This is a genomic window from Nocardia sp. NPDC049526 (assembly GCF_044465765.1).
Lineage (GTDB): Bacteria > Actinomycetota > Actinomycetes > Mycobacteriales > Mycobacteriaceae > Nocardia.
The window spans coordinates 270,320-293,857 of record NZ_JBITMA010000006.1 but is presented as its reverse complement, the minus strand read 5'-3'; the positions used below and the strand labels follow the sequence as shown (position 1 = coordinate 293,857).

The following is a 23,538-nucleotide window of genomic DNA, read 5'->3' as shown; positions in this document are numbered from 1 at the left end:
TACCGATGACCGGACGAGTAGAAGGCAAGGTCGCCTTCATCACGGGTGCAGCGCGCGGTCAGGGGCGTAGCCACGCCGTGAAACTGGCGCAGCAGGGCGCCGACATCATCGCCGTCGATGTCTGTAAACAGCTCGACGGTGTCACCATTCCGATGTCGACACCGGACGACCTGGCCGAAACGGTCGCGCTGGTCGAGGCGACCGGCAGGCGCATCATCGCCGTCGAGGCCGATGTGCGCGATCTGGAGACCATGCGGGCCGTGGTCGACGACGGCGTCGCACAACTCGGCCGGCTCGACATCGTGGTGGCCAATGCCGGGTTGGCCAGCGATGGCGATGCGATGGACAAGATGAGCGAACAGACCTGGCGCGACATGATCGATGTCAATATGACCGGTGTCTGGATGACCACCCGGGTCTCGGTGCCGCATATCGTCGCGGGCGGTCGCGGCGGGTCGATCGTGCTCACCAGCTCGATCGGCGGCCTGCGCGCCGTTCCGAATATCGGCCACTACGCCGCCGCCAAGCACGGTGTCATCGGCATCATGCGCTCGCTGGCAATGGAGTTGGGGGACAAGAGCATTCGCGTGAACGCGATCTGCCCTACGAACGTGGCGACGCCGATGCTGCTGAACGAGCCCACCTTCCGCATGTTCCGACCGGATCTGGAGAATCCGACCGTCGACGACTTCATCCCTGTCGCGCAGATGTTCCACGTGCTGCCGATCGCCTGGGTGGAGCCGGAAGATATCAGCAATGCGGTGCTGTTCCTTGCTTCCGACGACGCCCGTTATATCACCGGGGTGGCATTACCGGTCGACGGCGGCATGATGCTCAAGTAGGGCAGGACATGAACTCCACCGCGACACGGTTGTCCGTCACGCAGCGGTGGGCGCTGATGCTGTCCTGTGCCGCGGTGGCGCTGGTCGTCGCTTCGATGGCCGCGCTCTACACCGCGTTGCCCGAGATCGCCGCGGCCACCGGCGCCACCCAGCAGCAGCTGACCTGGATCGTGGACGGCTACACCCTTGCGCTGGCCTGTCTGGTGTTGCCCGGCGGCGCGTTGGGGGACCGGTACGGACGCCGCAGGATGCTGCTTATCGGTCTCGGAGTGTTCGCGCTGTTTTCCGCGGTGCCGCTGCTGTTCGACGGTCCGATATGGCTGATCGCGGCTCGTTCGGCGGCCGGGGTCGGCGCCGCCCTGGTGATGCCGTCGACGCTGTCGCTACTCACCGCCGGATTGCCGGAGGGCAGGCGCGGCGTCGCCGTCGGAATGTGGGCCGGTTCTGTGGGCATGGGCGCGGTGGGCGGGATCCTCGTCTCTGGCCTGCTGTTGCAGTTCTGGACCTGGCTTTCGATCATGGCGGCGATGAGCGCATGTAGCGCGCTGCTCGCCGCCACCGGATGCGTCATCCCCGATTCGATCGCATCGGCGCGGCCCGGTTTCGACCCGTGGGGCACGGTGACCTCGGCAATCGGCGTCGGCATGATCGTGGCGGCGGCAACCGAGACGCCGCAGCTCGGCTGGTCACATCCGCTGGTAATCGGTGCCGCCATCGGTGGCATCGTGTCGCTCGGAATATTCGCACTGATCGAATTGCGGGTGGCGCATCCGCTACTCGACGTCCGGTTGTTCGCCGATCGTCGATTCGGCACCGGGACCGCCTCCGTCGCGATTCAGTTCCTGGTTTCCTTCGGCATGTTCATGCTTGTCGTGCAGTTCCTGCAGTTGATCCTCGGCTACCGTCCGCTGATCTCGGCCTTGGCCATGGCACCAATGACGATTCCCTTCGTGACCATCTCGCCGATCTCGCCGTGGCTCGCCGAGCGATTCGGACTGCGGCTGCAGACCCTATGCGGTCTCGCGCTGTTGGGCGTCGGGCTCTTGGCGGTCGCCCGCTTGTCGGTCGATGGCACCTATTTCGATGTCGTCTGGCCGCTGCTGATCGTCAGCCTCGGCATCAGCCTGTCAGCGGCGCCTGCCACCACCGCGATCATGGCGGGCGTGCCAGCCGACCAGCACGGCATCGCGGCGGCCGTGAACGACGTATCGCGCGAGGTCGGCGCCGCGATCGGAATAGCCTTGGCCGGAAGCATTCTCGCGGGGGGCTACAGTCACCGGATCGCGACGATTCTGCCGATGCTCCCGCAACAGCTACGCGGTCCGGTCTCCGGCTCACTGGTCGGCGCACTGGCCGTGGCTGAGCATCTGGGCCCGCAAGCGCAACCGCTCGCCGACGCGGCCAAGGCCGCATTCGTCCACGGCGTCCGCCAAGCAGCGGCGATCCTCGGCGCAATGACCTTGGTCGCCGCCCTCGCCATCGGCGCATTGGCACCCGGGCGGCGCCGGGGCCGGACTCCGCCCGCTGCCGCACCGACCGCCACTCGGGTGGCCGAGCCCGACTGACCAAGCCTGAATCCGTGGATGCGATCAGCGCTCCGGGAGTTCCGGTCGCTCGAGGCGCGGGGTGGAGATGCATGAAAGCTAGCCGTTGGCACGAATACCGGGCGCCGCTATTTCCCCGGACCCGCGAACGAGAAGACGAGTCGGGATCACTTCGTGACGTGGTGCGGAGATGTCGCCGTCGAGGCGGGTGAACAGGATTTCGGCGGCGGTGCGGCCGATGCTCGATGGGTCCTGGGTGACCGCGGTCAGGGCGGGGGAGAGGAGTTCGGCCAGGGGGAGGTCGTCGAAGCCGACGAGCGCGATTTCGGTTTGCAGGCCGCGTTTTTGGATCGCGCGCAGCGCGCCGACGGTGACCAGGTTCTGCGCGCTGAACAATGCGGTAGGGCGATCAGGGCGAGACAGCAGGGCATCCGCGGCGGCCTCGGCTACTTCCGGTGAGTGCAGGTCGGCGCAGATCAGGGTGGGGTCGAGCGGGATTCCCGTGCGGGCCAGACCCTCGACGTAGCCGCCGTAGCGTTCGGCGGCGGTCCAGATCGTCTGCAGGTCACCGAGATACGCGATCCGCCGGTGTCCGTGGGCGGCCAGATGCTCGATCGCGCGACGTGCGCCGTCGTGGTTGTCGACGGTGACACTGTCGATTTCAGCGGTGGCCGGCGCGCGGTCGACGAAAACGATGGGCGTGCCGCGCCTTTGCTCGTGGAGCAGCGCGCCGTGGTCGGCGCCTACCGGCATCACGATCAGTCCGTCCACGCGCCGGGACAGCAGGGCGTCGAGGACTTCCCGCTGCCGGTGGGGATCCTCGTCGCTGCTGACCGCGAACACCAAAGTGCCACGGCCGTGCGCGAAATCCTCGACCGCGCGATGCAGTGCCGACGCGTAGGGGTTGGCGACATCCATCAGCACGAGGCCGATCGCGGCCGTCTTCTGGCCGTGGCCGCGTAGCGTGCTGGCGGCGAGATTGTGCCGATAGTCGAGCATTGCGGCGGCATCGGTCACCCGTGCGGCCAGTTCCGGCGAAACGCCGCCCTCGCCGCGCACCACCCGCGACACTGTCTTGATACTGACCCCCGCCAGCGCGGCGACCTCGCGCATGGTGGCGCCCCGGCGCGGCAACCGGTCTGACAACGCTGACATTGCCACCTTCTCCTATGTGTCGCGGAACGCTGCTGTTCTCGGCCAATATCTTAAAAGATTCCCCTAGACGTGAGCTCGATCACGTTCTATCGTCATGACAACGTTGTCATACCAGTATCGCAGGAGCACATCGATGTCCTCTCGTGCCGTCCGCCTCGCCGCCGCCTGTCTGGCCGTCAGCGCCCTCGCCCTCTCGGCCGCCGCCTGTGGCAATGGCTCCAGTTCCGGGCAGATCACGGTCGGCCTGATCACCAAGACCGACACCAACCCCTTCTTCGTCAAGATGAAGGAGGGCGCCCAGAAGGAGGCCGATGCCGCGGGCGTAAAACTGCTGACCGCCGCCGGCAAATTCGACGGCGACAACGCCAGCCAGGTGACGGCGATCGAGAACATGGTCAACGCCGGCGCCAAGGGCATTCTCATCACCGCCAGCGACACCAAGGCGATCGTGCCCGCCGTCGAGAAGGCGCGCGCCAAGGGGGTGCAGGTGATCGCGCTGGACACCCCGACCGACCCGCAGAGCGCCGTCGATGCCCTGTTCGCAACCAACAACTTCACTGCGGGGCAGCTGATCGGCAAGTACGCAAAGGCCGCCGAAGGTGACAAGCCGGTGAAGATCGCGATGATCGACCTCAACCCCGGCGTCACCGTCGGTGTGTTGCGGCACAACGGTTTCCTGTCCGGCTACGGCACCGCCCAGGCCACCCAGGACATGACCCAGGACGTCACCGCGCCGAATGTGGTGTGCGCGCAGCCCGCCCAGGGCGACCAGGCCAAGGCACAGACCGCCATGGAAACCTGCCTGCAGAAGGATCCCGACATCAACCTCGTCTACACCATCAACGAGCCGTCCGCGCTGGGTGCGTACACCGCGCTGAAGACCGCGGGCAAGGAGAACACCGCCCTTATCGTGTCGGTGGACGGCGGCTGCAGCGGTGTGCAGGCGGTCAAGGACGGCAAGATCGCGGCGACCTCGCAGCAGTACCCGCTGAAGATGGCCAGCGAGGGCGTGAAGGCGGTCGTCGATTACGCCAAGAACGGCAAGAAGGTCAGTGGCTACACCGATACCGGCGTCACGTTGATCACCGCGAAACCGCAAGCGGGCGTGGACTCCAAGGACGTGCAGTACGGCCTGGACAACTGCTGGGGGTGAGCGCCGCGGCCCGCTGAGCCCGTGCCGGGATGACGAGTTGGGCCTTGTCGCCCCGGCACAACGACGGGGCCGGGCGCCGGCGTCCCGGCTTGACGAGGGGCGGGACGCCGACGCCCAGCACGTCCCAGGTGCGGGCATCACCCGGCACGGCGGAGGCACCGTCATCCCCGCCACGCTGTCGGCTGGGGGCACCTGTCCGCCGTCGTAACCGCAAGGAGCAGCAAGGATTCACATGAGCACCGCCACCAGCTCGCAGGCACCGCCGCAGCCGAAACCGTCGGCCCTCACTCGCCTGCTCGCCATCCCCAACTTCGGACCGATCGCGGCGATCATCATCGCCGTCGTCTTCTTCGCCGCCCAGTCCGAGCGATTCCTCACCGGCGGCAACTTCTCGCTGATCGTGCAACAGGTGATGGTGGTCGGCACGCTGGCGATCGGCCAGACGCTGATCATCCTCACCGCGGGCATCGACCTGTCCAACGGCGCGGTGATGGCGCTGGGCAATATCGCCATCACCAAATTGGCCGTCGACTCCGGGCTGCCGCCACTGGTGGCGATCGTGCTCGGGCTCGCGCTCACGGCCGGGTTCGGTTTGCTCAACGGCTCTTTGGTGAGTCTGGTGAAGCTGCCGCCGTTCATCGTGACCCTCGGCACCTACGGCATCGCGTTCGCCCTCACCCACATCTACTCCGAAGAGCAGACGATTTCCGGTCTGCCCAGGACGCTCACCTACTTCGACAAGACGTTCCCGCTGGGCGACACCGATATCACCTACGGTTCCGTGGCGATGCTGGTGCTGTTCGCGTTCGCCTGGTATGTGTTGCGCCAGACCGCGGCCGGGCGGCACGTCTACGCCGTCGGTAACAATCCGGAGGCGGCACGGCTGAGCGGAATCGACACGCGGCGAGTGCTGCTGGGCGTATATACCGCGGCGGGGCTGATCTACGGCCTCGCGGCGCTGCTGCTGGTGGCGCGCACCGGTGTCGGCGACCCGAATGCGGGGCAGACCGACAACCTCGACTCGATCACCGCGGTCGTGCTGGGCGGCACCAGCTTGTTCGGCGGGCGCGGTAGCGTCATCGGCACACTGCTGGGCGCGCTGATCGTCGGCATCATCCGAAACGGGCTGCAGCTCATGGGAGTTCCGTCGATCTATCAGACCCTGATCACCGGCATCCTGGTTATCGCGGCGGTGGCCGTGGACCAGTTCAACCGCGGGAGGCAGAAGTGAGCGAACAGCAGGCTCCACTGTTGCATGCGAAGGGATTGGTGAAGCGCTATGGCCACGTCACTGCCCTCGACGGGGCGGATTTCGACCTGTATCCGAACGAGATTCTCGCGGTGATAGGCGACAATGGCGCCGGGAAATCCACGCTGATCAAGGCGCTGTCGGGTGCGCTGATCCCGGACGAGGGCGAGATCTACCTCGACGGCAAGCGGGTGCGTTTCCGGCGACCCGTCGACGCTCGCCGTGCCGGCATCGAAACCGTCTACCAGGATCTGGCGGTCGCGCCCGCGCTCGACATCGCCGACAATCTGTTCCTGGGCCGGGAAGTGCGCCGCCGCGGCATTCTCGGATCGGTGTTTCGGATGATCGACAAGGACCGCATGGTGCGAGAATCCCAGCAGCACATGGCGAATCTGAAGATCGGCATCCGGTCCATGAAGCAGGCCGTGGAAACGCTGTCCGGTGGACAGCGGCAAGGTGTGGCGGTCGCGCGCAGTGCGGCGTTCGCCCGGCATGTCGTGATCATGGACGAGCCGACCGCGGCGCTGGGGGTCAAGGAGACCGGTATGGTGCTGGACCTGATTCACGAGGTCCGAGACCGCGGCCTGGCCGTGATCGTGATCAGCCACAATATGCCCAATGTGTTCGAGATCGCCGACCGCGTGCACATTCAGCGACTCGGCCGCCGGGTGGCGGTGATCGAGCCACACGAATTCTCCATGTCCGACGCGGTCGCGATCATGACCGGGGCGATGGCCGGCACCGAGGTGGACACGCACCGTGTCCGCAGCTGAGCGGATCGTCGCGGTCGCCGGTGAGGCGCTCGTCGACCTGATGCCGACGGGGGTGCCGGGGCAATTCCAGGCGGTGCCGGGCGGCAGTCCGGCCAATGTCGCGGTGGGTCTGGCGCGGTTGCGCACGCCGGTCCGCATGCTGGCTCGCCTCGGCACGGATCCGCTCGGGGGGCGGATTCGAAAACACCTGCAGAACAACGACATCAGCCTGGACCATGTCGTGTCCGCGGCCGAACCGACCTCCCTGGCAGTGGTCGACGTGGATGCGATGGGTATGGCGCACTACGACTTCCGCATCGACGCCACCGCGGACTGGCAGTGGACCGACGCCGAATTGGCGCACGCCGTCGACGATGCGGTAGTTGCGCTGCACACCGGTTCGCTGGCACTGATGCTCCCGCCCGGTGCGGCGGCGCTGCTGCGCCTGGTGGAACGGGCCCGGCGGACGGCGACGATCTCCTACGATCCGAACTTCCGGCCGCGCTTGATGGCTCGCACGACCGCCCGCGAGCGTATCGAGGTGCTGCTGCAGCTCGCCGACGTGATCAAGGTCAGCGCCGAGGATCTCGCGTGGCTGTATCCGCACACTGCGCCGGAGGACATCTTGGTGGACTGGGCCGCGCGCGGACCCGCCCTGGTCGTCGTGACCCTTGGCCCCGACGGCTGCCTCGCCGCGACCGGCGCGGACCCGACGCCGATGTACCGGTCGGCCGAACAAGTTCCGGTAGTCGACACCGTGGGCGCCGGTGACGCCTTCTCGGCCGGGTTGCTGGCCGGCCTGTACCGGCGCGATCTGCTCGGTGCTGATCGGCGGAATGCCTTGCGCGACATCGCGAAATCGGAGCTGACCGATGTCCTCGATCACGCCACCACCGTCGCGGCGATGACCTGCGCACGCCGCGGGGCCGACCCGCCCACGGCGTCGGAGGTCTGCCGGAAGCTGCCCTGAGCGGACACTTCGGATGCGCTCACCTACCCCGCCGAGCTGATCGACAGTTATCCGTGGCGGACCTCCCTCGGCGATGCCTTTGTGGCGGTCACGGGTGTGAACACGACCAGGCAGGTCTGGCGTGAACCCGTTGGCGTTGTCGGCGTAATCGTGCCGTGGAACTTTCCCTTCGAGGTGACCATCCACAAGGTCGGTCAAGCATTGGCGACCGGCAACACCGTCGTCCTGAAGCCAGCACCGGACACCCCGTTCAATGCCACCCGGCTCGGCCGGTTGATCGCCGAAAAGACCGACATCCCACCGGGTGTGGTGAATGTCGTCACCGCATCGGATCATCTGGTCGGTGAGGAACTCACACTGTCCGGGAAGGTCGACATGATCTCCTTCACCGGTTCCACCGCCGTCGGTAAACGGATCATGGCGAAGGGCGCGGCGACGATGAAGCGCCTGTTCCTCGAACTCGGCGGTAAGTCGGCGACCATCGTCCTGGAGGATGCCGATCTGGCCTTGGGCTGCATGATGGGAATAGCGCCGTGCATGCATGCCGGCCAGGCCTGCGCCAATCCCACTCGACTGTTGTTGCCGCGGTCGAAGTACGACGAGGGGGTCGCGATCCTGAAGGCGATGTACGAGGGCATCGCACCGGGCGACCCGCAGGATCCCGCCACGCTGTGTGGTCCGGTGATATCCGACAAGCAACGAAGTCGCATTCGCGGCTACATCCGGACCGGGATCGACGAGGGCGCGAAGCTCCTCGTCGGCGGTGCCGAGCAACCGGAAGGTCTCGACAGGGGATTCTTTGTCGAGCCAACGCTTTTCGTCGATGTGGACAACTCGATGACCATCGCCCAGGAAGAGATCTTCGGTCCGGTGCTGGTCGTCATTCCCTACGACAACGAGGACGATGCGGTTCGCATCGCCAACGACAGCCCGTACGGCCTCGCGGGCAACGTGATGTCGGGATCCGTGGAGCACGCACTGGCCGTAGCCGCGCGGTTGCGCGCTGGTTTCATCGGCATCAACGGCACCGCGGGCTACGGCGCGGACACGCCCTTCGACGGATACAAGGCCAGCGGTGTGGGCCGCCAGAACGGCATCGCCGGATTCGACCAGTACACCGAGCTCAAATCCATCGCCTACCCCGCGGTGTGATCGAGTGCAGCAACCAGCGGTGGCGCTAGGCTTGCGGCATGAGTGAGGCTGTCGACTGGTCGTGGCTACGTAAACCGATCCCGGTTGTCGATATGGCCATGTACCTGGACATGCCCGAAGACATAGCGCGGACGGTGGAAATCCGTGACGGCATGATCGTGCACTGTGAATCCCCGTCGCCGAACCACGTCGCGATCAGCGACAACATCAAGGGGGCATTGCGCGAGGCGGTATCCAAGCGTTCCAGCGACGCGCCGTGTATGCGGGCGAGCGGCGAACTCGACATGCTGGTTTCCGAGGTGCCCTTCCATTACAAGCGGCCCGACGCGATCGTGTACCGCTGTATCGACGAGCCGCGTGGCAGATGGAAGACCAAGCCGATGGCATCGGACACGCTGTTGGTCGTCGAGGTCGTGTCTCCCAACACAGTGACGGCTGATCTGGTGGAGAAACGGGCGGAGTATGCCCGTCTGGGCATCGCACACTACTGGATTGTGCGCATGGTGCAGGACGACGGCCCCGTGACATCGATCGAGATGCTCCGGCTCATGGCCGATGGCAGCTATGTCCGGGAGAACATGTCACTGCGCGCCCGCGGCGACGCGGTAGCAGTCGACGTAGCCGACCCACTCGACGTGACCATCAGCTGGAATCAACTCGACCTCGGTCTCGACTGATGGTGGCGGCGTCCTTGCTGGAAGCGAGTGACACCTGAATTTCGCCTCGGCGGATCGGCGAGGGCAACACGCGGCTCGCCGAGCCACTATCGTTTCTGCCGCCGAGCGCTTGCACCCATCCACACGGCGGTACCACCAGCCGGATCATCGTTGGCCTCTCGGGCCTGGTCGCCACCGCGCGCAGCGATGTGGACGTGATCGTCACCGAATTCGGCGCGGCCGAACTGCGCGGCCGGACCCTGGCCGAGCGCGCTCGTCGCCTGATCGCCATCGCTCATCCCGACTTTCGGGAAGACCTGGCGCGCGCCGCCCACACCCTCGCCCGGAGAGGATTTTGATGAGCGACGCTGTCCTGTTCGACGGGCGCGACGACGGCATCGCCGTGATCACGCTGAACCGACCGGAGACCCGCAACTGCCTGGCCGACGTGCGCGCGGGACTGGCCGCCGGCCTGGGACCGGTTCGAGCGAGATCCGGTCCTGCGCATCGCGATTCTCACCGGCGCCGGTGACCAGGCGCGCCGATCTACGAGGGCGAGATGGCTCGCTGGGCCGAGTGGTGGACGGCTGGGTATCGGACTCGGACGCCGAACTGGACAAGGCCGACGCCATCACGATTCAGCCGAGCGGAGTTAGCGATATAGAAGTTGGCAAGATAGGGGAAAATCCATGCGACACAATATTTTTCGAGTGAAAATCATCGTACAGTTGTCGCGTCGCCGGGCGGGTCATTCGTACAGAATCGACAAGTCGATGAGTGCGACCTCATCCGACTCTGCCGCGGTTCGGGCCTTGTCGTTGAAACCGGCCCCGCTGAATGAGTGAGTGTCGGAACCCGCTCCCGAGGCGTGGGCGTCAGGCCACGGCCTGGCGAAACAACGGGACCAGCTGCCCACTTCGAGATCGGCCCCGATCCAGCGGGTGGTACGCCGTTCAGCCGCAGTGCACTTTGAATACCTCCACATCGTCGTCACCGATGAGGCCGCCCCAGTCGATGCATTCGCCCTTTGCCTCGACCTTCACCGGACCCGCGAACTCGGTGTATTTGGCATCGTCGATGACCACGTCGCGCTGATCCCGTGACGGCCGCAGCCCAGCGCTCATCCGCACGGGTTTCCCAGGCTGGTCCCGGACGGTGACAACGCAGTTCGTCTTACCGTTGTAGGTGAGGAAGACGGTGCCACCGCCGAGGCTGCGCGAATCGATCACGGCATATCCCTTACCGCATTGCCCGCCATAGGTTGCCGCGGACGCGGTTGCGGGGAGGAATACCGCCATCCCGGCAGTGATTCCGATTACGCTCGCACACACGGCAACTGTCTTCTTGGCGTTGATCACGTAGAAACCTCTTCCTCTTGACGTGCAGTCTTGCGCTACACGGGTAGCGCAAGATCTTCGAACGACGCTCGACGCTATTAACACAACGTCTATGCCGTATCCCTACTGTCGAGGGCATACCAAGAGTCACGCTTTGCGCCACAGGATGGTTCACGCTGTTTGAGATTCCCCGCGTTCCCCCTCTGTAGGTGGCAGTCTCAGCCCGGATCGACCGAGGCGGATTCTGAGTGGTCTGCGCGCCTGCGGCGCGCAGACCGCCCGGTTGTGGGAGCCGGTAGCTGCTGCCCAGCTTTTCCACTGTCGTTCCTGGTAGAGCCCGATTTCGGGGGTGGACGCGTCAGGCCGCGGCCGGTGGTGCGTGCACGGCGGTGAACAACTCGTACCAGAGCTCAGATCTTTCCAGCGCTCGGATTTGTCGAGGCGGCCGGGAAGCGGGCGAGACTCGAGCGGACCGGCGTGACCCGTTCCTTCTGAAATACATTGCGGTGTTATGGGTTTCGTGGTCTGCGCAGTCCGAGTATGCGGCGGCCGATGTCGAGCAGCTGTCGGTTCAGCGTCTCCTGATCGACATCGCTCGGCGCGCCGGACGCAGCACCGGCTAGGCCCGTCAGCACCGCGGTGGCTGCGATGACACCATCCGGTCCGGGGGTGAGCTCGGCCAGTAGTGCGACAGGCCGATCGATCACCTTGCGCCAGTCCGGTTGCTGACGCACCACGCGAATGACGCTGGGGTCGGTGGTCACGACGGCGGCGATCGATCGGCTCGCGGCGGCGAGTTCGGCGTAACCGTTCAGCATCGACTCGGCGCGAGCGCGCGCGGTGCGCTGCTGTTCGGCGGTCTCGATCACCGATCGGAGTTTTTGCAGCAGTGGTTGCAGCACCGCGAGGAGTAGTTGTTCGCGGGTGCGGAAGTGGTAGTAGATCGCGGCCTTGGTGAAGCCGAGTTCGTCGGCGATCATCTGCAGTGAGGTGCCGGCGAAGCTGTGCCGGATGAAAAGTGCCACCGCGACCTCGAGAAGGCGTTGCCGACTGTCGATTTCCCGCGCGACATCGGCTGCCTCGGTTGCGGTGGTCATGCCTTTCCTTCCCGTTGAGCCCGTCGTGGTGAATATGACTGTACTTGACGAGCAGCAAGGCGATTGCTTTACGATCGGTAAGGAAATCACTTTACGATCGACTAGCGATCTGCTTTACGATCGGCTAGCATTCGACCTGTGTCGGCGACCCAGGTTGGTCGCGGCGTCAGATAGGACGGGAGCTGCAGATGCCGCATTTCGCGAAGCCCGCGGAGGGGTCGTGGACGGAGCACTATCCAGAGCTGGGCACCGGCCTGGTGTCGTTCGAGGACTCGATCTCGCCGGAGCACTACGAGCTCGAACGTGCGGCGATCTTCGCGCGGACCTGGCTGAATGTCGGTCGGGTGGAACAACTTCCACGCAAGGGCAGCTACTTCACCAAAGAGCTTGCGGTGGTGAACACGTCGCTGATCATCGTCAAGGACAACGACCAGCAAATCCGCGCTTTCCACAATGTCTGCCGCCATCGCGGCAACAAGCTGGTCTGGGACGACTATCCGGGCCAGGAGACTGCCGGTACCTGCCGACAGTTCACCTGTAAGTACCACGCCTGGCGCTACAGCCTGGACGGCGAGGCCACCTTCGTGCAGCAGGAGCAGGAGTTCTTCGACTTCGACAAGAGCCGGTTCGGCCTGAAGCCGGTGCGCTGCGAGGTGTGGGAGGGCTTCGTCTTCGTCAATCTCGATGACGATGCCGCGCCGCTGACCGACTATCTCGGCAAGTTCGCCGAGGGGCTGGCGGGCTACCCGTTCGGGGAGATGACCGAGGTGTACAAGTACCGGGCCGAGGTCGGCAGCAATTGGAAGCTCTACATCGACGCCTTCGCCGAGTTCTACCACGCGCCCATCCTGCACGCGAAGCAGTACGTGTCCGGTGAGTCGTCGAAGCTGTCGAACTTCGGCTTCGAGGCGCTGCACTACGAACTGGACGGCCCGCACGGCATGGTGTCCTCCTGGGGTGGCATGGCGCCGCCGAAAGACCTGAATATGGTCAAGCCGATCGAAAGGGTATTGCGCAGTGGCAATTTCGGCGCCTGGGATCGCCCGGACATCCCCGCGCTGGACAATCTGCCACCCGGCCTGAACCCCGCCCGGCACCGGGCCTGGGGCCTGGACTCCTACGTCTTCTTCCCGAATTTCATGATCGTCGTGTGGGCGCCGGGTTGGTACCTGACGTATCACTACTGGCCGACCGCCTACAACAAGCACATCTTCGAGGGCACCTGCTATTTCGCCCCGGCGCGCAACGCCACCGACCGGTTGCGTCAGGAACTGGCCGCGCTCACCTTCAAGGAATTCGGCTTGCAGGACTGCAACACCCTCGAGGCCACCCAGACCATGCTCGAATCGCGGGCGATCACCGAGTTCCCGCTCAATGACCAGGAGATCCTGTTGCGTCATCTGCACAAACAGGCCACTGACTTCGTCGCCGGGTACCGGGCGGAGTCACGAAACGGCTGACTGGACCAGCCGGTCGCGCAGCGCGGTGAGGGTCGAGGCCGATAGCCCGGCCCTGGTACGCAGATAGCCCTCGATACTCCCGTGTTGTTCCCGAAGCGTGGTGAGCAGGGTGGCCATCGCCAGCCGCGGCGCGCCGAACACTGCGCGGTAGCGTGCGGGGTCGACATCCTCGGGGAGGCGGGCGAGCAGGCGGGGCAGGCGCCGGTCGGTGAAGTGGATGGCGCTGAGTTCGTAGTCGTCGAGAATCGTTGTCTCGTCGACGCCGAGTGCCGCCAGCAGCAATGCGGCGGCGACGCCGGTGCGATCCTTGCCCGCGGTGCAATGGATCAGCGCCGGCGTACCGTCCGCATCGGCTAGCTCGGTGAGAATCCGGCCGAATATCCCGGCGTCGAAATCGGCCATCCGGCGGTACATTTCGGCGAGGAAGTCGTCGGGGATGTCGGCGGGCCTGGTCCGGATCATCTCGGCATTGGCCCTGGTGTGGGCGGCGGTGCCGCCGATGGTGAGTGGTATCCGGCGCACGGTGGCCGGTAGGGCCGAGGGGGACCGGTCGCGCTCCTCGTCGGTGCGCAGGTCGTAGGCGACCAGCAGCCCCAAGCGTTCGATGATGGCGAGGTCGTCAATGCTGAGCCGGTGCGGAGCGTCCGAGCGATAGACCATGCCCCAGCGGGTGTATCCGCCGTCGACGGTCGGATAGCCACCGAGGTCGCGGAAGTTCGTCGCACCCTGCAGGGTGAGGACACGCTCGGGCATTTGCGCCGACTCCTAATTCTGAGAATACTCTTCTTGTGAGCGAGAATAGTCTTGCGGGTCCTGGGGTCGATGTGGTGGGCCGCATCGCCGCGCGCGCTCTCGCTAAACGGGAGGCGACCTACGCCGACGAGGTGCGCCGCCTGCTGGATGCCGCGCTGGCCGTCATCCGCGCCAGCGGAACCGCGTCGCGACCGCGCGTCGCCGATATCGTCGCGGCCGCCGGTCTGTCCAATGACGCCTTCTACCGGCACTTTCCGTCGAAGGACGCACTGATCTCCGCCCTGATCGAGGATGGCGCCGAGCGCCTGGTGCGTTACGCCGCCCGTCGAATGCGCACGGCGGAGACCCCGGAGGACCAGGTACGCCGCTGGGTCGAGGCGGTGCTGTCCCAAGCAGCCGAGAACACGGCGAAATTGACCAGGGCGGTACTGTGGAATGCCGGTGGGTCCGCCCCGGATATCGATGCCGGATCGCCGACGCCGAGCGATCGGCTCGCCACACTGCTGCACGGCGCTTTCGCCGAATTGGGCAGCCAGGACCCGGAATTCGATGCCGCGCTCGTCGCGCACGCGACCGTCGGCAGTCTGACCGATTTCCTCTGGCGCCGGGTGGAGCCGACCGCCGCCGATATCGACCGCACGACCGCGTTCTGCCTGCGCGCGATCACTCCGATCAACTCTGGAGGTAGCGCAGCGGAGCGTAATTGGCCCAGCCGGTATCCGGCCAGTTGAACCAGCCCGCCGATGCCGAGGTGCCACCGTCGGGGTGCAGGGTGGTACCGGTGAGGTAGGCCGAAAGGGCCGAGGCGAGGAAGACCACGCAGTTCGAGACATCGGTGACCTGACCGGGGCGGCCCAGTGGAATGGCGACCCGGGCCCCGGCCGGATCCGACATGGCGCCGTCGCCGTGCGAGAACCTGGCGAGGTTGGGGGTCGGCACGAAGTCCGGGGCCACATTGTTGACCCGGATCCGGTCCGGTGCGAGTTCGACGGCGAGGGTGCGGCCGAACTGTTCGACGGCCGCCTTCGCGGCGGCGTAGACGGCGAAACCCGGTGCGGCACGGTGCGCTTCGATGGTGGTGATATTGACGATGCTGCCGCCGCGCCCACCGGCCCGCATCCGCGGCGCCGCCAGTGCGCAGGCGTGGAATACGTGCAGCAGATTGGTGCGCAGCAGTGCGTCCCAGCCCTTCGGCGTGGTGTCGGTGAACGGCGCACGGAAGGTGCCGCCGACGACATTGACCAGTGTGTCGAGCCGACCCCAGCGCTCGTCGACGGCGGCGAACAGTGCCGTCAGCGTATCGGGATCGCGGGCGTCGCCGACCTGCACCAGGGTGTCGCGGTCGGCCATCATGTGCCGCAGGGCCTCGGCTGCTGCGGCATCGAGGTCGAGGACTGCGGGCCGGACACCGTTGGCGACCAGATCGTGCACGATCGCCTGCCCGAGACCGCCTGCGCCGCCGGTGATCACGGCCACGGTGCCGTCGAGGCCGCTGCGCTGTTCGAACCAACCCGCCACTCAACGACCTCGCTCGACCTTGTTGAACGGCACGTCGCGGTCGGCGGCGTGTTCGCGGGGCATGCAGAGTACGCGTTCGCTGATGATGTTGCGGGCCATTTCGGTGCTGCCGCCGGCGAGGCTCCACGCGTTGCGGAACAGATAGTCGATGCCGAGTTGGCCGATGCCCGGACCGTCCGGATCGCCGGTCACCGCCGCCGCGCCCGCGATCGTGACCGCGGAATCGGTTTGCAGCAAGGCATTTTCGGCACTGAACAGGCGCACGATGGATCCGGCCGCGGGCGACAGCGCGCCGGTGCCGATGGCGTGCGAGACGTGCGCGATAAGCTGGTTGCGGACCACGATCATGGCCCGTGCCGCCCCGATATCCGCACGCACCTGTGGATCGTCGAGGCGCCCGGTCGCGCGCGCCAAGTCGACCAACGTGGTGGCCTCTGCGCCGAGGTGGGGGCGTTGGCCGCTGGTGTAGGGCGAGGTGCCGCCCATGGCGGCCCGTTCGTGATTCAGCAGCCGCGACGCCGCCGACCAGCCGCCGCCGACCTCGCCGAGCACGGCGTCGGCGGGCAGCCGGACATCGTCGAAGAACTCCTGGCAGAACTCGGTCGATCCGGTGACCTGTTTGATCCGCTGAATGGTCACGCCCGGCGCGGCGACCGGCACGAGGAACAGGGTGAGGCCGTTGTGCTTCGGCACATCCCAGTCGGTGCGTGCCAGGCACAGTCCGTAGTCGGCGGCATAGGCGCCCGAACTCCAGATCTTGGAGCCGTTGAGGATCCACTCGGCACCGTCGCGATCGGCGCGGGTGGTCAGCCCGGCCAGATCCGAGCCGCCGCGCGGTTCGGACAGGAACTGGGCCAGGATCTCCTCGCCGCGCAGCACCGCCGTCAGATGCGTGCGCTTCTGCTGCTCGGTGCCCAGCTCGAGCAGGGTGGCCGCGCAGATCGCCAGCGTCGGCACATTCAGCACCAGCGGCATCTCGTAACCGAGCGATTCCTCGGTGAAGGCCTGCTGGTGAGCGGGCGTGAGCCCTTGGCCGCCATAGGCTTTCGGGAAGCAGATACCGGCGAAGCCGCCGCCGGAGAGGATGCGCTGCAGTTCGCGCGCGCGATCCCACACTTCGTCGTGGTCCGCGCCGGTGTAGGTCTGCGTGGTGGGCGGGAGGTTTTCCTTCAGCCAGCGCCGGGCGCGGTCGCGGAAACTGTCGACGGGTTCGAGATCGGTTGTCATGCGGCGCTCCGGACGAGTAGGTCGGTGATGCGGCGGTGATGTTCCTCCGGGGTGCCGTACAGGGCCCGACCGTAGGTGACGCGCCGCAGGAACAGATGCAGGTCGTGTTCCCAGGTGACGCCGATACCGCCGTGGATCTGGACGCAGTCCTGGACTGTCACCGGAGCCTTCGTGCCGACATACGATTTGGCGACGCTGACGAATTCGGCTGCTGTGGAAGGGTTTTCGTCGATGACCGCCGCAGCGGCGCGGGCGGTCGCGTGGCAGGCCTCCAGCCAGGTCTTGTTATCGGCCATGCGGTGTTTGAGGGCCTGATAGGAGGCCAGCGGGCGACCGAAGGTGTAGCGGTCGAACATCCAGGTCACGGTGGCGTCGAAGGCGCGCTGGGCAGCGCCGACAGATTCCGCGGCGCTGAGCGCCGCTGCGATATGCAGCTGCGATTGGGTTGCCGCGCTGGCGGTTTCGCCCCGCTGGACCACGGCCTCGGCGGCGAGGAAGACATTCGCGAATTCGACCCGGGCGGTACGGCGAACGAGGTCGAGCGTCCAGGTCGGGGTGACCGTCACGCCCGGGGTATCGGCGCGCACCAGGAGCTGGATCGGGCCGTCCGGGGCGTGTGCGGTGACGAGGAACAGGTCGGCGCGGTCACCGGCTTCGACGCGGTCCTTGAGTCCGGTGAGCCGGTAGCCGGTACCGTCGGGTTCGGCACTGGTGTCCGGGGCGGTGAGGTCCAAACCGTGGCCGGGCTCGTAGAGCGCCCACGCGGCGATCGCGTCCCCACTGACGATCTCGGCGATGACATCGGCGAACCGATCGCCTGCGGCCGCCAGTCCGGTCAGCACCGCGCTGGTGGGGATCAACGGGCCGGGCGCGCAGGTGCGACCGAACTCCTCGGCCACCAGCGCGAGTTCGGTCATCGGCTGACCGGAGATCGAGCCGCCCCCGAGACTTTCGGGCACCAGCATCGCCGTCCAGCCCAGCTCCGCGCCCCGTCGCCACCACAGGTCATCGAAACCCGATGCGGCATCGGCGAGTTCGCGCACCGTCTCGATCGGGACGGTCCGGTCGAGGAACTCGCGGGTCGTCGTCTGGAACAACCGCTGATCGCCGGTCGGCTCGACACTCATGACTTTCGGTCCTCCGAATCAACCGCTGAGCACCTGCTCACCGGGCTGAGACGCGCTGGTCGGAAACCGCGCGCCGCCGTCTCCTATTTGACGGTCTCCCATACCGATGTGAGAATCGGATTTAACAGTTATCGAGAGTAGCATTCTCGCGTGCCGGTCGGTAGGTCCGTGGAGCGCGCGGTGGCGAAGGGAGCCATCAGTGGTGAACGACTTCGAGGAGATGGATTTCTTTCTCGGGCGGGAGCTCATAGCGGATCCGTATCCGTACTTCGACGCCATGCGGGCACAGTGCCCGGTGGCGCGCGAGAACCACCACGGCGTGTACATGGTGACCGGCTACGACGAGGCGCTCGAGGTGCTGAACGACACCGAGCACTTCTCCTCCTGCACCTCGGTGACCGGTCCCTTCCCCGGTTTCCCGGTCCCGCTGGAGGGCGATATCGATGCGCTGATCGCCGAGCATCGCGACAAACTGCCGTTCAGCGACCAGTTGCCGACCCTGGACCCGCCGGTGCACACCCAGCATCGCGGCCTGCTGATGCGGCTGATAACCCCGAAGCGCCTCAAGGAGAACGAGGACGCAATGTGGACGCTCGCGGACCGGATGCTCGACAGCTACCTCGCACCCGGTCGCGGCGACTTCATCCGCGACTTCGCCGGACCTTTCACGCTGTACGTCATCGCCGATCTGCTCGGTGTGCCCGCGGCCGACCAGGAGGAATTCCTGCAGGCATTGCAACGCGACCCGCACCGGGAGGGCTCCACCCTCGGCAGCACCGAGGGTGAATCCATGCACCACAACCCGATCGAATTTCTCTACGGCAAGTTCGCCGACTACATCGAGGACCGCCGTCGCGAACCACGCGGCGACGTGCTCGGCAGCATGGCGAGCACAGTGTTCCCGGACGGCTCCGAACCCACGGTGCTCGATGTCGTACGGGTGGCGGCGAACCTGTTCTCGGCCGGTCAGGAGACGACCGTTCGACTGCTCAGCTCCGCGCTGAAACTGCTCGCCGAGCAGCCCGAACTGCAGCGGTGGGTGCGCGAGGACCGTTCGCGCATACCGAATTTCATCGAGGAGGCGCTGCGCATGGAGAGCCCGGTCAAGGGCGACTTCCGGTTGTCGCGGGTACCCGTCAGTGTCGGCGGGGTCGACCTGCCCGCCGGTACCACCCTGATGGTGGTGAACAGTGGCGCCAACCGGGATCCACGCCGCTTCGACGATCCGTCGACCTTCGACCCCGAGCGCTCGAATGCCCGCACCCACATCGCCTTCGGCCGTGGCATCCACACCTGCCCGGGTGCGCCGCTGGCCAGGGCCGAGGCCCGCGTGGCCATCGAGCGGCTGCTGGACCGCACGACCGATATCCGCATCGACGAAGCGGTGCACGGCGCCGCCGACGCACGCGAGTACGAGTATGTGCCGACCTTCGTCCTGCGCGGCCTGACCGCGCTGCATCTGGAATTCGATATCACCGAAGGTGGTACCCGATGAAGGTCTCGGTCGATTCCGACCGCTGTCGCGGACACGGTGTGTGCCTGTCGTTGTGCCCGGAGGTGTTCACCCTCAACGACGACGGCTACGCCGAGGTGCAGACTCCCGACGTTCCGGCCGACTTCGCCGGTGCCGTCCTGGTGGCCGTGTCGGCCTGCCCGGAGCATGCCATCACCGCGAGTTGACCGGTTCGCTGCGGCCGCCTGTATCAGCTGACCGGTGTCCAATTCGAGGAAGAGTGTTGTTCCATGGCCGAGAATCACATTGCCGAACAAGGTGATCCAGTGGCGGGCTACGACGTTGTGCGGACCACTGCGGCACCTATGACGCCCGGCTGGCACGCCGATCGGGCGCCGGATCGCCCGGCGATCGTGCTGGCATCCAGTGGCGAGGTGGTGACCTATGCCCAGTTGGAGCAGCGGTCGATCCGGTTCGCCAGGGCCCTGCGTTCGCGCGGGCTCGCGGTCGGTGACCACATCGCGATTCTCATGGAGAACAATCGCCCGTTTCTCGAGATCGCGTGGGCGGCGCAGCGCTGCGGTTTGTACTACACCGCGATCAACCGGCATCTGAAACCCGGTGAGGTGCAGTACATCCTGGACGACTGCGGTGCCACCGCGCTGATTACCAGCGAGTCCATGGCCGAGGTGGTGGCCGAGCTCGACCTCTCCGCTATCCCGGTCCGGATTGTGGCGGTGGGGGAGCTGGTCGGTTTCGAGCAGTACGAGGATGTGCTGACGGCGACATCGCCGCATCCGCTCGGCTCCGACGAATGCGAAGGCCGGGAAATGTTGTACTCCTCGGGAACAACCGGGCAGCCCAAGGGAGTTCGCAAACCATTGCCTGCCGCTCCGCTCGGCGATCCGTCGTCGGCGCCGGTGCAGATCGCGCGAGGTCTGCTGGTGAGCGGTGCCAGTGCGGATGCGGTGTATCTATCGCCCGCACCGCTGTATCACGGTGCGCCACTGGTGTTCTCGATGTCGTGGCATCGAATCGGCGCGACCGTGATCGTGATGGAACGCTTCGATCCTCGGCAATGTCTGGACCTGATCGAGCGTCATCGGGTCACGCACGCGCAACTGGTGCCGACGATGTTCGTGCGCCTGCTGCGGTTGCCGAAGGCCGAACGCGAACGCTACGACATCTCCAGTCTGGTGAATGTGGTCCACTCGGCGGCGCCGTGCCCCGTACCGGTGAAACGGCAGATGCTGCAGTGGTGGGGACCGATCGTCAGCGAGTACTACTCCGGGACCGAGGATGTCGGGAACACCTACATCAGCGCCGAGGAGTGGCTAGCACATCCGGGCTCGGTGGGCAGACCGGCGCAGGAGTGTCACATTGTCGGCGCGGATGGCGAGGAGTTGCCGCTCGGCCAGGTCGGGGTGGTGTATTTCGGTGGGGGACGGCCGTTCGAATATCACCACGATGCCGCGAAGACCGCTTCGGTGACTCATGAGAAGGGGTGGCGCACACTCGGCGATATGGGCTATCTCGATGCCGACGGCTATCTGTACCTGACCGATCGGCAGGCCCACATGATCATTTCCGGTGGTGTCAATATCTACCCGCAGGAGGCCGAGAACGTCCTCGCCGCACATCCCGCGGTCGCCGACGCAGCCGTGCTCGGCGTGCCGGACGAGGAAATGGGCGAGGCAGTGAAAGCCGTTGTCCAACTGGTCGATCCGGCTGCCGCCGGTGCCGAGATCGCGGCCGAGCTGATCGCCTACTGCTGCGCGGAACTAGCCTCCTACAAATGCCCGCGCACGGTCGACTTCGTCACCGAATTGCCCCGTGATCCCAGCGGCAAGCTCTACAAACGCCAACTGCGCGCCCAGTATTGGGAAGGCCACGACACGCTGGTCAGCTGAGCGACCTACCGAGCGTCCGCTCGACGCGCGGCGATCAAGATCAGGTGGAGCTGGTGGCGGGGGCTACTCGGCCGATGCCGCCATGGTTTCCACCTGATCTTGATCGCCGGGCGCTCGAGTCGGGGCGCGGCCATGTTCGTCCGTACAGGCGTTCGATATCGCTGTTGAAACGCTCCAGATAGTGGGCGAATTCGGCGCGCTCCTCGGCGGTCCAATCCTGCGTCACCGCTGCCAGTACCTCGATGATGACAGCACGCTCCCGATCGAGGCGTTGACCTCCGGCAGCGGTGACGCGGAACTTGCGCGCGATACCGCCGTCGGGGTCGGGGATGCGTTCGACGAGTCCGGTGCTCAGGAGTGTGGCGGTCTGCCGATGCAGCGTCGACACATCCAATCCCAGGGCGTCGCTGAGCTGTCGCAGCGACATCGGGCCCTGGATCCGCAGCCGGCTCAGTAGCAGATACGAGCTGCGCTCCAGCGGGTCATCGGTGCGCCGATGCTGCGGGCTCAGTCGGTAGTGGCCGAGTAGCAAGGTCTCGAACTCGATCAGTTGTATGCGCTTGTCCATGCCTTCCTTCCTCGGAGATGTGCATCACACATAGTGCGTGTATTGTTCACGTGGAATGCATGATACACATGTGGTGTACGATACACGCTGATTGTTGTGAGTCCGAGGGAGATTTAGGTGGACAAGCCTGATTCCGCTGTCCGGCCAGGCGCCATCCTGGCGGTGCTGGCCTATACCGGCATCGTCGCGTCGCTGATGCAGACGCTGGTAGTGCCATTGCTCGGCGAGTTGCCGCAGATTCTGAATTCCTCGGCGGCCAATACGTCCTGGGTCGTCACGGTCACCCTGCTCGTGGGTGCGGTCGCCACTCCGGTCGCTGGACGCCTCGGCGATATGTTCGGCAAGCGCCGGATGGTGATCGCCTCGACCGTGCCGCTCATCGTCGGCTCGGTGGTCTGTGCCATGGCGGGTTCATTGCTGCCGATGATCATCGGCCGCGGCCTGCAGGGCCTCGGCTTCGGCACCATCCCGCTGGCCGTCGCACTGCTGCGGGATGTGCTGCCGCCCGAGCGGCTCGGCTCGGCCATCGCACTGATCAGCTCTTCGCTCGGGATCGGTGGCGCGCTCGGTCTGCCGTTGGCGGCGGCGGTCACCGAGTACAGCAACTGGCGGGTGCTGTTCTGGGCGGCGGCGGCGCTGGTCGCGGTCGCCACCGCGCTGATCACGCTGGTCGTCCCGGAAGGTATTGCCGAAGGACCGTCGGGTCGTTTCGACGGACTCGGTGCGGTACTGCTCGGCGCCGGCCTGGTGTCGCTGCTACTCGCCGTGTCCAAGGGCGCGACGTGGGGTTGGACGAGCGGCAGCATTCTCGGCCTGTTCGTCGCGGCCGTAGTGGTGCTGCTGGTGTGGGGTTGGTGGGAGCTGCGAACCGTCGAGCCGCTGGTCGACCTGCGGGTGACCGCTCGGCCGCAGGTGCTCGTCACCAACCTCGCGACGGTCGCCATCGGCGTCGGTATGTACGCATTGCAGTTGAGTGTCCCGCAGTTGATGCAGCTGCCGAGTTCACTCGGCTACGGTCTCGGCCAGTCGATGATGGCGATGGGTCTGTGGATGGCCCCCGCCGGCATCATGATGATGCTCATCTCCCCGGTCGGCGCGAAGCTGTCGGCGATGCGCGGTCCGAAGTTCACCCTTGTCGTCGGTGCGGTCGTCATGGCCATCGGCTACGGCTCCGCGCAGGTCCTGATGGGCAGTACCTGGGGACTGCTGATCGTGAACATCATCTGCAGCTCGGGTGTCGGTTTCGCTTACGGCGCCATGCCCGCCCTGATCATGGGTGCGGTGCCGCAGTCGGAGACCGCCGCCGCCAATGGCTTCAACACCCTGATGCGCTCGATCGGCACCTCGGTCTCCGCGGCCGTGGTCGGCGCGGTGCTGGCACAGCTGACCGTCACGGTCGGCGGTCACAGCATCCCCACCGAGGACGGTTTCCGCGTCGCGTTCTTGATCGGCTGTGGCGTATCGGTCCTGGCGGCATTGGTCGCGATGGCCATTCCGGTCCGTCGTGCGATGGTCGCCCGTCCGGCCGAGCAGACCGAAGCGGAAGTTCCCGCCCGAGTCTGATGGCTCACCCGCGCAGCGTGGCGCGGTGGGAGCGGCGCCCCGAACCTGCACC

At 66.1% G+C, this 23,538-nt stretch carries 23 protein-coding genes and 1 pseudogene; 16 read left to right on the top strand and 8 right to left on the bottom strand.

Annotation, left to right across the window (positions count from 1 at the left end; translation table 11 throughout):
• Positions 1–5 precede the first annotated feature (5 nt).
• Together ACIBW7_RS21050 and ACIBW7_RS21045 are read left to right on the top strand one after the other, a co-directional pair.
• Complete coding sequence (locus tag ACIBW7_RS21050; protein ID WP_397048672.1) at positions 6–842, top strand: mycofactocin-coupled SDR family oxidoreductase; 837 nt, start codon at positions 6–8, stop codon at positions 840–842.
• Between the two features lie 8 nt (positions 843–850).
• Entirely contained in the window at positions 851–2,407 is a 1,557-nt protein-coding gene (locus ACIBW7_RS21045; protein ID WP_397048670.1) for an MFS transporter, read from the top strand.
• Positions 2,408–2,485: 78 nt separating this feature from the next.
• On the opposite strand, the gene ACIBW7_RS21040 is transcribed toward ACIBW7_RS21045, so the two are convergent.
• A complete protein-coding gene (locus ACIBW7_RS21040) occupies positions 2,486–3,541 on the bottom strand; it encodes a LacI family DNA-binding transcriptional regulator (protein ID WP_397048668.1) in 1,056 nt (351 codons plus the stop codon).
• Positions 3,542–3,674: 133 nt separating this feature from the next.
• Here ACIBW7_RS21040 and ACIBW7_RS21035 point away from each other — a divergent pair, with 133 nt between their 5' ends.
• The 8 genes and pseudogenes from ACIBW7_RS21035 (at position 3,675) to ACIBW7_RS21000 (ending at position 10,005) form a co-directional block, all read left to right on the top strand.
• On the top strand, positions 3,675–4,694 hold the full coding sequence (locus ACIBW7_RS21035) for a sugar ABC transporter substrate-binding protein (RefSeq protein ID WP_397048666.1): 1,020 nt from the start codon (positions 3,675–3,677) through the stop codon (positions 4,692–4,694).
• Positions 4,695–4,926: 232 nt separating this feature from the next.
• Entirely contained in the window at positions 4,927–5,925 is a 999-nt protein-coding gene (locus tag ACIBW7_RS21030; protein WP_397048664.1) for an ABC transporter permease, read from the top strand.
• Positions 5,922–6,716, top strand: coding sequence for an ATP-binding cassette domain-containing protein (locus ACIBW7_RS21025; protein WP_397048661.1), 795 nt, complete (start codon positions 5,922–5,924; stop codon positions 6,714–6,716). Before ACIBW7_RS21030 ends, ACIBW7_RS21025 begins: the two co-directional genes overlap by 4 nt.
• Positions 6,703–7,665: a carbohydrate kinase gene (locus ACIBW7_RS21020; protein ID WP_397048659.1), complete on the top strand. Its 963-nt coding sequence runs from the start codon at positions 6,703–6,705 to the stop codon at positions 7,663–7,665. The genes ACIBW7_RS21025 and ACIBW7_RS21020 overlap by 14 nt, the downstream gene beginning before the upstream one ends.
• Positions 7,666–8,817 (top strand): annotated as a pseudogene (locus ACIBW7_RS21015) (aldehyde dehydrogenase family protein); the annotation flags it as partial. It lies immediately after the preceding gene.
• Between the two features lie 38 nt (positions 8,818–8,855).
• Positions 8,856–9,494: a Uma2 family endonuclease gene (locus ACIBW7_RS21010; protein ID WP_397048657.1), complete on the top strand. Its 639-nt coding sequence runs from the start codon at positions 8,856–8,858 to the stop codon at positions 9,492–9,494.
• 38 nt (positions 9,495–9,532) lie between these two features.
• The gene (locus ACIBW7_RS21005; RefSeq protein WP_397049063.1) at positions 9,533–9,832 is read left to right on the top strand and encodes an acetyl-CoA hydrolase/transferase C-terminal domain-containing protein; all 300 of its coding nucleotides are present in this window, start codon (positions 9,533–9,535) and stop codon (positions 9,830–9,832) included.
• Positions 9,832–10,005 carry a hypothetical protein gene (locus ACIBW7_RS21000; protein WP_397048655.1) on the top strand — a complete coding sequence of 58 codons (174 nt, stop codon included), beginning with the start codon at positions 9,832–9,834 and terminating at the stop codon, positions 10,003–10,005. The genes ACIBW7_RS21005 and ACIBW7_RS21000 overlap by 1 nt, the downstream gene beginning before the upstream one ends.
• Before the next feature lie 421 nt (positions 10,006–10,426).
• Here ACIBW7_RS21000 and ACIBW7_RS20995 read toward each other — a convergent pair whose 3' ends face one another.
• Positions 10,427–10,831, bottom strand: coding sequence for a spore-associated protein A (locus tag ACIBW7_RS20995; protein WP_397048653.1), 405 nt, complete (start codon positions 10,829–10,831; stop codon positions 10,427–10,429).
• A 488-nt stretch (positions 10,832–11,319) separates the two neighbouring features.
• Positions 11,320–11,907 (bottom strand): TetR/AcrR family transcriptional regulator, encoded by a 588-nt coding sequence (locus ACIBW7_RS20990; RefSeq protein ID WP_397048651.1) that lies wholly within the window; start codon positions 11,905–11,907, stop codon positions 11,320–11,322.
• A gap of 188 nt (positions 11,908–12,095) precedes the next feature.
• Between ACIBW7_RS20990 and ACIBW7_RS20985 the strand changes: the two genes are divergently transcribed.
• Complete coding sequence (locus ACIBW7_RS20985; RefSeq protein ID WP_357466221.1) at positions 12,096–13,367, top strand: aromatic ring-hydroxylating dioxygenase subunit alpha; 1,272 nt, start codon at positions 12,096–12,098, stop codon at positions 13,365–13,367.
• On the opposite strand, the gene ACIBW7_RS20980 is transcribed toward ACIBW7_RS20985, so the two are convergent.
• On the bottom strand, positions 13,353–14,120 hold the full coding sequence (locus tag ACIBW7_RS20980) for a tyrosine-protein phosphatase (RefSeq protein WP_397048648.1): 768 nt from the start codon (positions 14,118–14,120) through the stop codon (positions 13,353–13,355). The genes ACIBW7_RS20985 and ACIBW7_RS20980 overlap by 15 nt on opposite strands.
• Before the next feature lie 35 nt (positions 14,121–14,155).
• Between ACIBW7_RS20980 and ACIBW7_RS20975 the strand changes: the two genes are divergently transcribed.
• Positions 14,156–14,851 carry a TetR/AcrR family transcriptional regulator gene (locus ACIBW7_RS20975; RefSeq protein ID WP_397048646.1) on the top strand — a complete coding sequence of 232 codons (696 nt, stop codon included), beginning with the start codon at positions 14,156–14,158 and terminating at the stop codon, positions 14,849–14,851.
• On the opposite strand, the gene ACIBW7_RS20970 is transcribed toward ACIBW7_RS20975, so the two are convergent.
• From ACIBW7_RS20970 to ACIBW7_RS20960, 3 genes are read right to left on the bottom strand one after another with little or no spacing between them, the layout of a single operon-like run.
• The gene (locus ACIBW7_RS20970; protein WP_397048644.1) at positions 14,793–15,638 is read right to left on the bottom strand and encodes an SDR family NAD(P)-dependent oxidoreductase; all 846 of its coding nucleotides are present in this window, start codon (positions 15,636–15,638) and stop codon (positions 14,793–14,795) included. The genes ACIBW7_RS20975 and ACIBW7_RS20970 overlap by 59 nt on opposite strands.
• Positions 15,639–16,865 (bottom strand): acyl-CoA dehydrogenase family protein, encoded by a 1,227-nt coding sequence (locus ACIBW7_RS20965; protein ID WP_397048642.1) that lies wholly within the window; start codon positions 16,863–16,865, stop codon positions 15,639–15,641.
• Positions 16,862–17,992, bottom strand: a complete 1,131-nt coding sequence (locus tag ACIBW7_RS20960) for an acyl-CoA dehydrogenase family protein (RefSeq protein WP_397048640.1) — start codon at positions 17,990–17,992, stop codon at positions 16,862–16,864. The genes ACIBW7_RS20965 and ACIBW7_RS20960 overlap by 4 nt, the downstream gene beginning before the upstream one ends.
• 199 nt (positions 17,993–18,191) lie before the next feature.
• Between ACIBW7_RS20960 and ACIBW7_RS20955 the strand changes: the two genes are divergently transcribed.
• The 3 genes from ACIBW7_RS20955 (at position 18,192) to ACIBW7_RS20945 (ending at position 21,355) form a co-directional block, all read left to right on the top strand.
• Positions 18,192–19,487 carry a cytochrome P450 gene (locus ACIBW7_RS20955; protein ID WP_397048638.1) on the top strand — a complete coding sequence of 432 codons (1,296 nt, stop codon included), beginning with the start codon at positions 18,192–18,194 and terminating at the stop codon, positions 19,485–19,487.
• The gene (locus tag ACIBW7_RS20950; RefSeq protein WP_357466207.1) at positions 19,484–19,672 is read left to right on the top strand and encodes a ferredoxin; all 189 of its coding nucleotides are present in this window, start codon (positions 19,484–19,486) and stop codon (positions 19,670–19,672) included. Before ACIBW7_RS20955 ends, ACIBW7_RS20950 begins: the two co-directional genes overlap by 4 nt.
• 138 nt (positions 19,673–19,810) lie before the next feature.
• A complete protein-coding gene (locus tag ACIBW7_RS20945) occupies positions 19,811–21,355 on the top strand; it encodes an acyl-CoA synthetase (RefSeq protein ID WP_397049061.1) in 1,545 nt (514 codons plus the stop codon).
• Between the two features lie 40 nt (positions 21,356–21,395).
• Here ACIBW7_RS20945 and ACIBW7_RS20940 read toward each other — a convergent pair whose 3' ends face one another.
• Positions 21,396–21,923: a MarR family winged helix-turn-helix transcriptional regulator gene (locus tag ACIBW7_RS20940; RefSeq protein ID WP_397048635.1), complete on the bottom strand. Its 528-nt coding sequence runs from the start codon at positions 21,921–21,923 to the stop codon at positions 21,396–21,398.
• Positions 21,924–22,040: 117 nt separating this feature from the next.
• On the opposite strand from ACIBW7_RS20940, the gene ACIBW7_RS20935 reads away from it, so the two are divergent.
• Positions 22,041–23,486 carry an MFS transporter gene (locus tag ACIBW7_RS20935; protein WP_397048633.1) on the top strand — a complete coding sequence of 482 codons (1,446 nt, stop codon included), beginning with the start codon at positions 22,041–22,043 and terminating at the stop codon, positions 23,484–23,486.
• The last annotated feature ends 52 nt before the right edge of the window (positions 23,487–23,538 follow it).

Bases quoted from the DNA above. Each gene is read 5' to 3' on its own strand.
- ACIBW7_RS21050 (WP_397048672.1), top strand. From the start codon at position 6: ATGACCGGACGAGTAGAAGGCAAGGTCGCCTTCATCACGGGTGCAGCG.
- ACIBW7_RS21045 (WP_397048670.1), top strand. From the start codon at position 851: ATGAACTCCACCGCGACACGGTTGTCCGTCACGCAGCGGTGGGCGCTG.
- ACIBW7_RS21040 (WP_397048668.1), bottom strand. From the start codon at position 3,541: ATGTCAGCGTTGTCAGACCGGTTGCCGCGCCGGGGCGCCACCATGCGC.
- ACIBW7_RS21035 (WP_397048666.1), top strand. From the start codon at position 3,675: ATGTCCTCTCGTGCCGTCCGCCTCGCCGCCGCCTGTCTGGCCGTCAGC.
- ACIBW7_RS21030 (WP_397048664.1), top strand. From the start codon at position 4,927: ATGAGCACCGCCACCAGCTCGCAGGCACCGCCGCAGCCGAAACCGTCG.
- ACIBW7_RS21010 (WP_397048657.1), top strand. From the start codon at position 8,856: ATGAGTGAGGCTGTCGACTGGTCGTGGCTACGTAAACCGATCCCGGTT.
- ACIBW7_RS21000 (WP_397048655.1), top strand. From the start codon at position 9,832: ATGAGCGACGCTGTCCTGTTCGACGGGCGCGACGACGGCATCGCCGTG.
- ACIBW7_RS20990 (WP_397048651.1), bottom strand. From the start codon at position 11,907: ATGACCACCGCAACCGAGGCAGCCGATGTCGCGCGGGAAATCGACAGT.
- ACIBW7_RS20985 (WP_357466221.1), top strand. From the start codon at position 12,096: ATGCCGCATTTCGCGAAGCCCGCGGAGGGGTCGTGGACGGAGCACTAT.
- ACIBW7_RS20980 (WP_397048648.1), bottom strand. From the start codon at position 14,120: ATGCCCGAGCGTGTCCTCACCCTGCAGGGTGCGACGAACTTCCGCGAC.
- ACIBW7_RS20965 (WP_397048642.1), bottom strand. From the start codon at position 16,865: ATGACAACCGATCTCGAACCCGTCGACAGTTTCCGCGACCGCGCCCGG.
- ACIBW7_RS20960 (WP_397048640.1), bottom strand. From the start codon at position 17,992: ATGAGTGTCGAGCCGACCGGCGATCAGCGGTTGTTCCAGACGACGACC.
- ACIBW7_RS20950 (WP_357466207.1), top strand. From the start codon at position 19,484: ATGAAGGTCTCGGTCGATTCCGACCGCTGTCGCGGACACGGTGTGTGC.
- ACIBW7_RS20945 (WP_397049061.1), top strand. From the start codon at position 19,811: ATGACGCCCGGCTGGCACGCCGATCGGGCGCCGGATCGCCCGGCGATC.
- ACIBW7_RS20940 (WP_397048635.1), bottom strand. From the start codon at position 21,923: ATGGACAAGCGCATACAACTGATCGAGTTCGAGACCTTGCTACTCGGC.